The organism is Clostridium sp., assembly GCF_026168755.1.
Classification (GTDB): Bacteria; Bacillota; Clostridia; order Clostridiales; family Clostridiaceae; genus Clostridium.
Genome location: NZ_JAPFDR010000004.1, coordinates 38,855 through 50,244, shown reverse-complemented (window position 1 = coordinate 50,244; position 11,390 = coordinate 38,855). Strand labels below are relative to the sequence as shown.

General features: G+C 26.3%; 13 protein-coding genes and 1 riboswitch. Of the genes, 11 read left to right on the top strand and 2 right to left on the bottom strand.

Annotated features, from left to right (window positions below; translation table 11 throughout):
• Positions 1-9: 9 nt before the first annotated feature.
• On the top strand, positions 10-654 hold the full coding sequence (locus Q0Y03_RS02890; RefSeq protein ID WP_297712335.1) for a YoaK family protein: 645 nt from the start codon (positions 10-12) through the stop codon (positions 652-654).
• 286 nt (positions 655-940) lie between these two features.
• On the top strand, positions 941-2,164 hold the full coding sequence (locus tag Q0Y03_RS02885) for a hypothetical protein (RefSeq protein ID WP_297712334.1): 1,224 nt from the start codon (positions 941-943) through the stop codon (positions 2,162-2,164).
• A gap of 52 nt (positions 2,165-2,216) precedes the next feature.
• Here the strand turns inward: Q0Y03_RS02885 and Q0Y03_RS02880 are convergent, their stop codons facing one another.
• Complete coding sequence (locus Q0Y03_RS02880) at positions 2,217-3,284, bottom strand: PTS sugar transporter subunit IIC (RefSeq protein ID WP_297712333.1); 1,068 nt, start codon at positions 3,282-3,284, stop codon at positions 2,217-2,219.
• 189 nt (positions 3,285-3,473) lie between these two features.
• A riboswitch (PreQ1 riboswitch) is annotated at positions 3,474-3,520 on the top strand.
• Positions 3,521-3,660: 140 nt separating this feature from the next.
• On the opposite strand from Q0Y03_RS02880, the gene Q0Y03_RS02875 reads away from it, so the two are divergent.
• From Q0Y03_RS02875 to Q0Y03_RS02845, 7 genes are all read left to right on the top strand, one after another.
• Positions 3,661-4,350: a radical SAM protein gene (locus Q0Y03_RS02875; protein WP_297712332.1), complete on the top strand. Its 690-nt coding sequence runs from the start codon at positions 3,661-3,663 to the stop codon at positions 4,348-4,350.
• Positions 4,351-4,481: 131 nt separating this feature from the next.
• Positions 4,482-5,093, top strand: coding sequence for a hypothetical protein (locus Q0Y03_RS02870; RefSeq protein WP_297712331.1), 612 nt, complete (start codon positions 4,482-4,484; stop codon positions 5,091-5,093).
• A 793-nt stretch (positions 5,094-5,886) separates the two neighbouring features.
• Positions 5,887-6,270 carry a VOC family protein gene (locus Q0Y03_RS02865; RefSeq protein ID WP_297712330.1) on the top strand — a complete coding sequence of 128 codons (384 nt, stop codon included), beginning with the start codon at positions 5,887-5,889 and terminating at the stop codon, positions 6,268-6,270.
• 116 nt (positions 6,271-6,386) lie between these two features.
• Positions 6,387-7,181 carry a histidinol-phosphatase HisJ family protein gene (locus Q0Y03_RS02860; protein ID WP_297712329.1) on the top strand — a complete coding sequence of 265 codons (795 nt, stop codon included), beginning with the start codon at positions 6,387-6,389 and terminating at the stop codon, positions 7,179-7,181.
• A 200-nt stretch (positions 7,182-7,381) separates the two neighbouring features.
• The gene (locus Q0Y03_RS02855; RefSeq protein WP_297712328.1) at positions 7,382-7,768 is read left to right on the top strand and encodes a metalloregulator ArsR/SmtB family transcription factor; all 387 of its coding nucleotides are present in this window, start codon (positions 7,382-7,384) and stop codon (positions 7,766-7,768) included.
• Positions 7,768-8,145: a NifB/NifX family molybdenum-iron cluster-binding protein gene (locus Q0Y03_RS02850; protein WP_297712327.1), complete on the top strand. Its 378-nt coding sequence runs from the start codon at positions 7,768-7,770 to the stop codon at positions 8,143-8,145. Before Q0Y03_RS02855 ends, Q0Y03_RS02850 begins: the two co-directional genes overlap by 1 nt.
• A gap of 186 nt (positions 8,146-8,331) precedes the next feature.
• Positions 8,332-9,027: a FadR/GntR family transcriptional regulator gene (locus tag Q0Y03_RS02845; RefSeq protein WP_297712326.1), complete on the top strand. Its 696-nt coding sequence runs from the start codon at positions 8,332-8,334 to the stop codon at positions 9,025-9,027.
• 367 nt (positions 9,028-9,394) lie between these two features.
• Here the strand turns inward: Q0Y03_RS02845 and Q0Y03_RS02840 are convergent, their stop codons facing one another.
• Positions 9,395-9,805: a hypothetical protein gene (locus Q0Y03_RS02840; RefSeq protein ID WP_297712325.1), complete on the bottom strand. Its 411-nt coding sequence runs from the start codon at positions 9,803-9,805 to the stop codon at positions 9,395-9,397.
• 371 nt (positions 9,806-10,176) lie between these two features.
• On the opposite strand from Q0Y03_RS02840, the gene Q0Y03_RS02835 reads away from it, so the two are divergent.
• Together Q0Y03_RS02835 and Q0Y03_RS02830 are read left to right on the top strand one after the other, a co-directional pair.
• Positions 10,177-10,584, top strand: a complete 408-nt coding sequence (locus Q0Y03_RS02835) for a CidA/LrgA family protein (protein ID WP_297712324.1) — start codon at positions 10,177-10,179, stop codon at positions 10,582-10,584.
• Position 10,585: 1 nt separating this feature from the next.
• Positions 10,586-11,287, top strand: coding sequence for an LrgB family protein (locus Q0Y03_RS02830; protein WP_297712323.1), 702 nt, complete (start codon positions 10,586-10,588; stop codon positions 11,285-11,287).
• Positions 11,288-11,390: the final 103 nt, after the last annotated feature.

Here is an 11,390-nt window from a genome sequence, read left to right as displayed (position 1 = left end):
GGGCTATTTATGAATAAACAATTTTCAGAATCATTAAGGGTTGGTTTTTTACTAGCATTAACAGGTGGATTTTTAGATGCATATACTTATTTATGTAGGGGAAAGGTATTTGCAAATGCTCAAACAGGAAATATGGTTATGTTAGGTATTAGCTTTATAGAAGGCAATACAAGTGATATTGTTAAATATATAGTTCCAATTATAGCTTTTGCAACTGGAGTTTTATTGGCTGAAATTATAAGGCATAGATTATCAGCTCATGAAAAAATACATTGGAGACAAGCTGTTTTAGCAATAGAAATAATCTTACTTATACTTGTAGCATTTATATCCTATGATTATATTGCAAACACTTTAATTTCATTAATTTGTGCAATGCAAGTAGAAAGTTTTAGAAAATTTCATGGAAATGCTTATGCTACGACTATGTGTACAGGTAATTTAAGAAGTGGAACAGAAAAGTTGGTTGTTTTTATAAAAAATAAAGATATGAAGCATTTAAAAGTAGCCTTGCAATATTATTTTATAATATTTGTATTTTGTTTTGGTGCTTTTATAGGTTCAATTTTTTCATTAAGTATAGGAAAAAAGGCTATATTAATTTCCTGTATTCCACTTGTGTTAGCACTAGTTATAATGGGATATAAGAAGTAAGAAGATATAAGTTTATAATATATATGTAAAGTGTTAATAACCAAGAGAATATAAAAATAATAAGTTTAAACTTTTTAGGTTATTACATATAAAATGAGTAACAGTTTATATTTTAGAATAATATTAATATATAAATAAATATTATAAAGTAGTACTTAAGCTAAGAATAGTTAGAGTACTACTTTTATACTTTTAAAACACAAAACTTGCATAAAGGGCGACTAAATTTTATATTATTTGGAAATAATGATAAAAGCGTGAAAGGTAGAAATGGAGGTCGTGATTAATGAAGCAAAAGCATGAGAGATGTGAGAAGTGCGGTAAAGATGCTGTATTTTTTGATATTAATATGCAATTATGGTTGTGTGAAGAGTGTGTTAATAAAGGATATAAGGATTTAAATATAGATGAATTTATAAAAAAAAGTGATGAAGATAAATATAATGAAGAACTTAATAATATATTAATAGCTATGGAAAGGTTATGTAACTCTGTAAAAGAGGAAAATAATAAAAGAATTGAAAAACAATTTAAAAATACACCATATTCTAAGGATTTAAATGAATTATTGTCTGCTATGACAAGAGAAAGGCTAGTTAAGATTGCTGAAGCTTTAGGTATTAGTAAAGTTTATAAATATAAAAAGCAAGAATTAAAAGAAGCTTTATTATCATCTTATGAAAAGCTTATATTAGAGAAATTTGAACTTTTAGATGAGGGGGCATTTAAGGCTTTAAGAAAATATTATAAAAATGATGGTGAAAGAAATTTGGATAATATTCCTAATGATGAGGAGATTTATATAGATTATTTTGTTGAGCTTGGAGCAATATTTCCTGTTGAAAATAAAGAAGGGAATAAGATGTTCTTAATGCCATTAGTAACTCAAGAAATTATTAAATTGTTAGAAGATTTCCAAGCTAGGCGTAAAATTAAAAATAATACTATGGTGATAAATTTATATAGAGGGATGGTTAGAGCTTATGGTTTATTAGAAATAAATCAGATTATTGAATTTGTCAAGCAATATTTAGATGAAGAATACCAGCATCAGTATTTACTTACCATTTTAAGAGAAAGTTCTAAATATAGTGATGAATATATTGTTGAAGGTGTTTTTATATTTAACTCTAATATAGATAATTATGTTAATCTTTATAATGAAATTAATAGAAAAATGAAAAATAGAGATTATAGAAAGTTTTCTGAAAGTGAATTATTATCATTATCTAAGAGTAATTGGGAAGTTAATAATAGTTATGCAAAGGATTTTAAACAAAGATTTTTAAAATATTTTATTATGTCAGAAGAGGAAATAGATGAATTCCTAAAGTTTTTATATGTTATAGTACAGGAAAAGAGTTTAGATGAAATTTTAAGTGAAATAAGAGGTATGATTCAAGAGGAAGAAGCTAAGGAATTAGGAGTAGATATAATTGAAAAATATGTTGTTAATTTGCCTATTTGGACTAATAAAGGAAGATGTATAAATGAGTTAAAAAATGGGTAAACCTCCGGGGATAATCCATATATTGGATTATCCCCGGAGGTTTACCCATTTTTTACAAGTCTAAAGCCATATCACCGTGTTTAATCCATTCTTTCTTACGCATAAATTCGGAAATTATGAATGTAAGAAGAGCTGGAAGGACAAAGTGCATTATGATTATTTGTAATATAACTATTTTTGATGATGCTGTTTCTGTCATTGTTTGATAAGCCATAATTTGTCCAACAAATCCTGCAGATCCCATACCTGATCCAGTTGCATTATTAGTCATTTTTAAGAAGGTTGAAGAAATAGGACCTAATATTGCACTAGATATAATTGCAGGTAGCCATATTACAGGTTTTTTAATTATATTAGGTATTTGAAGCATTGATGTACCAACACCTTGTGCAAGAAGACCACCAAATTTATTTTCTCTATAGCTTGCAACAGCAAAACCAACCATTTGACAGCAGCATCCCACAACAGCAGCTCCAGCAGTTATTCCATCAAGATTTAATATAACTCCAATGGCAGCAGAACTAATAGGCAGTGTTAATAAGATACCCATAATTACTGAAACTAAAATACCCATAATAAAAGGTTGTTGTTCCATAGCAAACATTATTATTGTTCCAAGCCAAGTCATAAATTCTGAAATTGGAGGACCTATAAGTAAACCAACAGTAGAACCAATACCAATACTAACAAGTGGAGTAACTATTATATCTATTTTGGTTTTACCAGAAATAAGATGTCCAACTTCAATTCCTACTAATGCAGCAATAAAAGCACCTAATGGTTCACCAGGACCAGCAAGTGTAATAACTCCAGTATCACTCATTATATTACCAGTCAATATTTTAGTTGCAAATCCACCAATCATACCAGATACTGCTGCAGAAATTACTATAAGTGGAGTTTCTTTAAATTTATAAGCAACTCCAACACCTATTCCAGCACAAGTAGCAGATGCTGCAAGTTTACCTATAAGAAAGATAGTATTACCTAGATTTCCATCTATAAAAATACCTATTTGTTGCAATATAGTACCTATTATTAATGTAGAAAATAGCCCTAAAGCCATACCACTTAACCCATCAATAAATATGTGATTTAAGTATTCTTTAAATTTTTTCATATTTAATATATCCCCCGTTTTAAATTGACATATGTATATACATTTGTAATAACAAAATGATTTTAGCATAATTTTAATATATGGGTCAATTTATTTTGCAGTTTCTAATGGTTATGTTAATTAGTAGTATTGTAAAAAATAAATAATCAAGATATAATATTAAAGAAATTTATAAATCTAGTAGAATTACTAGGAGAGGTTCGTATGACCATCCCTCTATAAAAAACTAGGCTTAGTTATAAAATAAATATGTTATTTTATAATTTAATAAGAATATGTTTTGTTTATAGGACCTCTGAGTAATAACTTAGGGGTCTATTTATTTTGGAAGGTAGAAGAGGCCTCTCTTACTATTACTAAATAGGAGGAGTGGAAAATGGATAGATATAATAAAATTACAAATAAAAATAATAGAGAAATTGTTTTATTAAGAGCATTCCCGTGCATTTGGGGAAAATGTAGTTTTTGTGATTACATTGATGATAATGGAAGAGATGAAGATGAGTTAAACAGATTAAATAAAGAGGTTTTAGATAACATAACTGGTGAATTTGGAGTACTTGAAGTTATTAATTCAGGTAGTTGCTTTGAAATACCTAAAGAAACTATGAATTATATAAAGAAAATAGTAGATGAAAAAAAGATTAAATTATTATTTTTTGAAAGTCACTGGTGCTATAGAAATAGGTTAGATGAAATTAAAAATTTCTTTAATGTACCTATAATATTTAAAATTGGTGTTGAAACTTTTGATTACGATTTTAGAAATAATTTTCTTAATAAAAATGCTAAATTTAAAGATGCTAAAGAGGTTTCTGAGAAGTTTCAATCTGTATGTTTGATGGTGGGAATAAAGGGACAAACTAAAGAAATGATTAGAAAAGACATAGAAATACTTTTAGAGAATTTTAAGTATGGAACAATTAATGTTTTTGTTAATAATACTACATCTATAAAAAGAGATGAAGAATTAGTTCAATGGTTTAGAAAGGAATATAGTTATTTAGATGATTATCCAACAATTGAAGTGTTATATCATAATACCGATTTTGGTGTAGGAGATTAATATTCCATATAATGTATCTACCTCCGGGGTCAATCCAAATATTGGATTGACCCCGGAGGTAGATTTTTTAGAATAAAAAACAATATTCATATGTAGAATTATAGTAAGAGTGATATATTTGGAGGAATTATATGTCATCGGACATTCAGGAAGTGAGTAATTTAAAAGAAATTTTATGTAGGAAAAAAGTTGCTGAAATAAGAAAGAAGTATTATAAGACTGAAAAAAGAGTTTATAAGAAGGTATTAAAAAATAATGATGGTGATTGTGAATTTTTAATTAAAAGTAGTTTTGTAGAGTTTAGAAAGAGATATTTTAGTAATCTTTATAATCTTATTAATGGTATAGTGAATAACTCAATTGGAAGTATAGAAGGAGAAATGATAGCCTATATTTCTGAGAAGGAAAGAAGTAGAACATTTGAGGTTATATCTTTAATAAGAAGTATTTTAGATAAAAATGATATAATATGGGCATTGCATAAGGAATATTTGGAGTGTAGAAAAGATGGTAAATGCCCAGAAGTAATTACAATTGTTGTTGGACAACAACATCAAAATATAGCATTAAATATTTTTAATATGTTAGGAATTATAGAAAATGGACATATTTTTGTAATTAATAATGTAAGGGTTAGGGTAGTTTTTAATTTTATGCTTGAAAATAATATATGTAATTTAACGAACAACAATGTAAGATATTGCATATTAGAAAATGAATCATTACCAATATTAACTCCATAGTAGATTACCTCTAGTTTTGAAAAAATACATAAAAACTAGGGGTAAATTATTAGATTTGAAGATAGGTTAAAAATAAAAAAAGTCAGAAAATTATAAAAAATATATGGAAAAATAAAAATAATATGATATAATAAATACATAACTGGAAAACGTATACAAAATATAAAGCGGGAGGGTTTAATATGGTTGATGAATCAAAAGTTGTAGAAATGAATGAGGAAGTAAAAGAGAAAAAAGATGAAGTAAAATCATCTGAAAAAGATGCCATACTTAAAGAGTATGAAGATACATTAGGGTATTAAGAGAATTTAAATTATAAGCTTATAGGAGCTGATGGGTAAGGTTTCTTATAGTTTATTTATGGTATTTAGGGTAAAACAATTGTGGTATAAAAGGGTATTAAATAAGATGTTAGATAGAACAAGCTATTTAACATCTTATTTTTTTATTGAAATAAATAGTATTATTCCGTAAAATACCAATTAGAGACCTTGAATCAAGTTATAGTTTATAAAAGTATTTATATATTTACTTTAGGAGGAATTAAAAATGTAAATGAAAACAGAGATTAGTATTAATAAGGTAAAGAAGGATGATGAGGATTTATTTATATGGCTAATGGTAAGAATGCTTTATGTTGTCGTATATTAACAAAAGAATTTGATTGAAACAAGGGGAGCATAAAGAATAATGTATCCACTTTACAGGATTAGTTGCAGAAAAAGTAGCTGAAATAGTAGTTAGAGAATTTAATTTAAAAAATATTGATAAATAATTTTATGGAGAAGAAATTATGAAGATAAATAAAATACATCATGTAGCAGTAATTTGCTCAAATTATAAAGTATCAAAAAAGTTTTATACTGAAATATTAGGTCTTAAGGTTATTAGGGAAGTATATAGAGAAGAAAGGGAATCTTATAAACTAGATTTGGAGCTTGGTGATAGTCAAATAGAATTATTTTCTTTTAAAAATTCTCCTGAGAGAGTAAGTTATCCTGAGGCAAGGGGGCTTAGACATCTTGCTTTCGAAGTTGATGATATTGAAGAAACTGTAAGATATTTAGAAAGTAATGGAGTGAAATGTGAGCCTATAAGAATAGATGAGTTTACATTAAGAAGATTTACTTTTTTTGAAGATCCAGATAAACTGCCACTTGAATTATATGAAAAATAGAATGTTATATTATTAGGAAAAGGAAGCAACAGTATTTTTATTATGAAATAAGTGAAAATTAAAATTTATGTTATACTATGCATATACTAAAATTCGTAGCAAATAAGGAGAACAATATGTATTTAATTGATTATCACATTCATTCAAATAATTCTTTTGATAGTAAGGAAACTATATTATCAGTTTGCCAAGTTGCAATTGAAAAAGGTATAAATGAAATTTGTTTTACTGAACATTTTTCTGTTAAAGAAGGAATAAAAAGCTATGGTTTTCTAAATTTAAAGAAGTATAGTGATGAAATAAAAGAGTGTAGGGATATTTTTAAAGATAAACTTACAATTAGAGCTGGGATTGAAATTTGTGAGCCACATGAAAATGAGGAAGAATTAAGGTTAATACTTGAAGATATACCTTTTGATTTTATTTTAGGATCAGTACATAATTTTGATTATAATATTGGACTTGCAACATATATGAGCTCTCATTCTAAAGAAGAAAGCTATAGTAGATATTTTGAAGAAGTAAATAAGGTTTGCACTTCACCTTATATTGATGTTGTAGCTCATTTAGATTTAATGAAGAGATATGCTTTTAATACTCATGGGAATTATGATTTTAATGATTATAAGGAAAAGATAGAAGAGGTACTTAAAAATATTATTAAGTCTGGTAAAGGTATTGAGGTTAATACCTCTACATTAAGAGGAATGGTTAATGAAACTATGCCATCAAATGATATATTAAAAATGTATTATGATTTAGGTGGAGAAATAATAACTGTAGGTTCTGATGCTCATAAGCTTGAAGATGTTGGAGCAGATATTAAAGAAAGTATTGAGGTATTAAAGAATATGGGCTTTAAAAATATATATAGATTTAAAAATAGACAAGCAATCCCAGTAGAAATTTAATAAAGATTATTACTAAAATACTGGGACAATCTGTAAAATGAAGAAAATTACTGTATTTGGAAGTGATTGTAAGATAAATAAGTGGGTTGTTGATTTTTAACTAATTATCATATAAATTTGCTTTAAATTAAATTTGAGAAAATCAATTAAGAGGAATACAATTTAATTAAGCAATTACTTAATTAGATTGAGGTATACTTATGAATGAAAAAGTTAAAGTTTTTAAAGCAATAGGTGATGAAACAAGGTTAAAAATATTAATTTTATTATCTAGTAAAAATGTATGTGCAAAGGGAATTGCTAAGCATTTAGAGATTTCTGAAGCAGCAGTGTCACAACATATAAAAACTCTTAAGGAAGCAAATCTTGTAATGGCATATAAAGATGGATATTACGTTATGTATGAATTAAATAAGGCCGTTTTAGAAAACGCTAAAAAATTTATGGACCTTCTCATTCATAAAGATATAGATTTAATAAGTAAGCAATGTAATATTAAAATTAGTGATTTAAATATAACTAAGTGTAAGCTTAGCTGTAAATCAAATAAATGTTGTTGTAAGAGAAAATTTAAGGAGGAATTATAATGAAAGTATGTTTCCCAGTTAAATCAAATGAAGGTATGAGTAGTATGCCTTATAATCATTTTGGTAGTGCTCCAGCGTTTGTCATTTGTGATTTAGAATCTAATGAGGTTAAGGCAATAGGAAATGGAGATTTAGGACATGAACATGGAAAGTGTCAACCTATTAAGGCCTTATCAGGAGAGATAGTTGATGCTGTTGTAGTTGGTGGTATTGGCAAAGGTGCTATAGTTAAATTAAACTCTATGGGAATAAAGGTTTATCAAGCTATTGAAGGAACTATAGAAGATAATATTAACTCATTAAAAAATGGTGAACTTAAAGAGTTTGATAGTAATCATACATGTAATCATGATGGATGTTCACATCATCATAATTAATATTATTAGGTCAGCTGTTAAGCTGACCTTTTTATGTCATTTGTAAAGAAGAAGTATTTAATATTTATAATTCGTTAATAAAAGGAATATAGAAATCTTATGTAAAATTTGTTATTATTATCAATAATAGAGAAAAATAATAATAGAAACTTTGATAATATATTAAATTTAGTTATAGAGGGTAAGATGAGTGAAAAAATTAAAGATACAAAGGTTTATACAAAAGTAATAAAAGATATTAAAGAAAAAATATTAAGTGGTCAATTAAAAAATGGAGATAGATTGCCATCAGAGAGAGAAATGGCAGAAAAACTAGAAGTATCTAGAACATCTATAAGAGAAGCAATTAGAGTACTAGAAATTATGGGATTAATTGAAAGCAAGAGGGGATCTGGAAATTACATAGCTAATAGTTTTGGAAATTCACTTTTCGAGCCTTTATCTATAATGTTTATGTTACAAGAATATTCAACAGAAGACATTCATGAACTGAGAGAAACTCTTGAAATAGAGTGTTGTAGGGTAGCAAGTAAGAGAATATCTGATGATGATATTAAATTGTTAAATGGTATAATTGAGAATATGTATAAAACAAATGATGAAGAGCAAAGTTTATTATTAGATATTAGGTTTCATAATATAATTGTTAAATCTTCTGATAATCCCTTAATTATTAATATGCTTGAAGTTATATCTCAACTTATGGACAAGTTTATTAGGGAGGCTAGAAAGGTTATTCTTTGTGAAAATAATAATAGAGAAGTTCTTTTAAGTACTCATAAGGAAATAGTATTATCTTTGCAAGAAAGAGATGAAGAAAAGGCTATATATTCAATGAAAAAGCATTTTGAAATAATAAAAAAAGCCTATCAAAATAACTAAATTGTTCGTTACGTGCAAGCGAAAAAATGAAATATTTATTTTCCAGTAACTGCGAAATTTTCACCTAGAATTTATATAATTGATTCCGTAAAGTTTGCTAAAGTTTTTAAACTCGCTGTTAGCTCAAACAGTAAAAACTTTTTTACGCCAACTTTACTGCATCAATTATTAAATTTTACGGTTCAATTTCAATGTTACTTCCAAATTAATATTTCATTTTTTCTTTTTTCACGTAACTACTTATAGCCTTGTACCTTATAGTTAATCATTTCTGCTACATATATATGACAAATCATTAACTTTTAAGATGGCATTGCGGTTCATCAATTTTTCTGCTCCACGTGATGAACAATATTATCCGTTCCTTTTAATGAAAAGACTTCTTAAAAACAAATTCCACACTTATAAAAATCATAACTACTATTGCAAACTCAATTTCTAACATAATGACACTAACATTACTAGTATCTAAAAAAGTTGTAGCATTTAAAATATTTGATTTATTTATTATTAATACAGTAGCAGTTATAATAAATGTAACTAATCCCGATACCAACCAAATTAAACTACACTTTTTATTAGAAGATTCTAATGAGTTTTTATCTTTAAAAATATCACTATTATCCTTACTACCTAATCCACTACCAAGCATAGTAATTGGTATAAACAAATCTAATATTTTATTTATTCTTTTATTGGAATGCTTATTATACAATACTCCTATATAAATCATAATTACTGGAATAATAATGTTACAAAGTAAAATAAATATTGTCATGAGAACCTCCTTCTTATTGAATAATAGATTAATTATTTGCAAAATATATCTCACCTTTTGGTGTGAATAATTTAATATAATTGTTTATAAATCATTATATTTATTATATACCTAAAATAGTAAAAATAAAACAATTTTACTATTTATATATAAACTACTCTTCTAATCTTACAATCCTTTATTAAAGATATAGAATGCATCTAATTAACATGAATATAGTAGCTATATAATATATCATAACTATATTTATAGAACTTCTTTTAAAAAAGAAAACATTTACGTTAATTTAATAACAATTATTTACAATTAAAAAAGAGAGATTTATAATATAGATAATTGGTAATACCAATTTTAGGAAGAAGGGGGAGTCAATGAATATACTTAAACAATGGATTTTAATTTTATTTGTTTATTTCTTAGGGGAAGTTGCAGCGAAAAGTTTATCATTACCTATACCTGGTAATATTATGGGAATGATATTTCTTTTCCTTTTCTTAGTTACAGGTATTATTAAACTAGAAAAAATAGAGGATGCTGCAAAGTCTATATTAGGTAATTTAGCATTTCTATTTATTCCAGCAGGTGTTGGTTTAATGAATTACTTTGGAATAATAAGTAATTATGTTGCACAAATACTATTTATAGTTGTTATAACTACTTTCATTGTAATGTCATGTACAGGATTAACAGTTCAATTAGTATCTAGAAAAATAAAGTCTTCAGCAGTTAAAAAGATTAAAAATAAAGAATCTACAGTTTCTTTAGAAAGGGGTGAATAATATGGATATTTTCACTTCTAATATGTTTTTTGGAATTTTCATATCATTAGTTGCATATGAAATTGGACAAATTCTTTATAAAAAAACAAAGTTACCAATATTTAATCCTCTTTTGATAGGGATAATTTTAGTAATAGTATTTTTAAAAGTATTTAATATTGACTTTGAAACATATAATCAAGGTGGTCAATTTATAAATATGTTTTTAGGACCAGCAACAGTAATATTAGCAGTACCACTTTATAAACAATTATCATTACTTAAGAAAAACTTTATACCTATAATTATTGGTATAACAATAGGGTGCTTAGTAAGTGTTTTATCTATAATGGCACTAGCTAGATTATTTAATTTAAATAATGAATTAATTATTTCTTTATTACCTAAATCAGTAACTACTCCTATAGGTATAGAAATTTCAAACACCCTTGGAGGAATAACTGGAGTAACTGTATTAGCAGTTGTTATTACAGGGATAACAGGAGCAATTATTGCACCTATAGTTTGTAAAGTTTTTAGAATAACTGATCCAGTAGCAAGGGGAATTGGTATAGGAACTGCATCTCATGCTGTAGGAACTTCAAAGGCTTTAGAAATGGGAGAAACAGAAGGTGCTATGAGTTCATTATCCATTGGAATTGCAGGACTTATAACAGTTGTAATTGCACCTATATGTCTTAATATTGTATCTAAATTTTTTTAGATACTAGTTTATTTATATAAAAATTAGTAGAAATATAAATAAAGAATTATATATAGGGTTTTATAGAGTTAAAATTGGTAGTACCAATTTTAAAAGTAATCTA

Excerpts from the sequence above, each read along its gene's own strand:
- Q0Y03_RS02890 (WP_297712335.1), top strand. The coding sequence starts at position 10 with ATGAATAAACAATTTTCAGAATCATTAAGGGTTGGTTTTTTACTAGCA.
- Q0Y03_RS02885 (WP_297712334.1), top strand. The coding sequence starts at position 941 with ATGAAGCAAAAGCATGAGAGATGTGAGAAGTGCGGTAAAGATGCTGTA.
- Q0Y03_RS02880 (WP_297712333.1), bottom strand. The coding sequence starts at position 3,284 with ATGAAAAAATTTAAAGAATACTTAAATCACATATTTATTGATGGGTTA.
- Q0Y03_RS02875 (WP_297712332.1), top strand. The coding sequence starts at position 3,661 with ATGGATAGATATAATAAAATTACAAATAAAAATAATAGAGAAATTGTT.
- Q0Y03_RS02870 (WP_297712331.1), top strand. The coding sequence starts at position 4,482 with ATGTCATCGGACATTCAGGAAGTGAGTAATTTAAAAGAAATTTTATGT.
- Q0Y03_RS02865 (WP_297712330.1), top strand. The coding sequence starts at position 5,887 with ATGAAGATAAATAAAATACATCATGTAGCAGTAATTTGCTCAAATTAT.
- Q0Y03_RS02860 (WP_297712329.1), top strand. The coding sequence starts at position 6,387 with ATGTATTTAATTGATTATCACATTCATTCAAATAATTCTTTTGATAGT.
- Q0Y03_RS02855 (WP_297712328.1), top strand. The coding sequence starts at position 7,382 with ATGAATGAAAAAGTTAAAGTTTTTAAAGCAATAGGTGATGAAACAAGG.
- Q0Y03_RS02850 (WP_297712327.1), top strand. The coding sequence starts at position 7,768 with ATGAAAGTATGTTTCCCAGTTAAATCAAATGAAGGTATGAGTAGTATG.
- Q0Y03_RS02845 (WP_297712326.1), top strand. The coding sequence starts at position 8,332 with ATGAGTGAAAAAATTAAAGATACAAAGGTTTATACAAAAGTAATAAAA.
- Q0Y03_RS02840 (WP_297712325.1), bottom strand. The coding sequence starts at position 9,805 with ATGACAATATTTATTTTACTTTGTAACATTATTATTCCAGTAATTATG.
- Q0Y03_RS02835 (WP_297712324.1), top strand. The coding sequence starts at position 10,177 with ATGAATATACTTAAACAATGGATTTTAATTTTATTTGTTTATTTCTTA.
- Q0Y03_RS02830 (WP_297712323.1), top strand. The coding sequence starts at position 10,586 with ATGGATATTTTCACTTCTAATATGTTTTTTGGAATTTTCATATCATTA.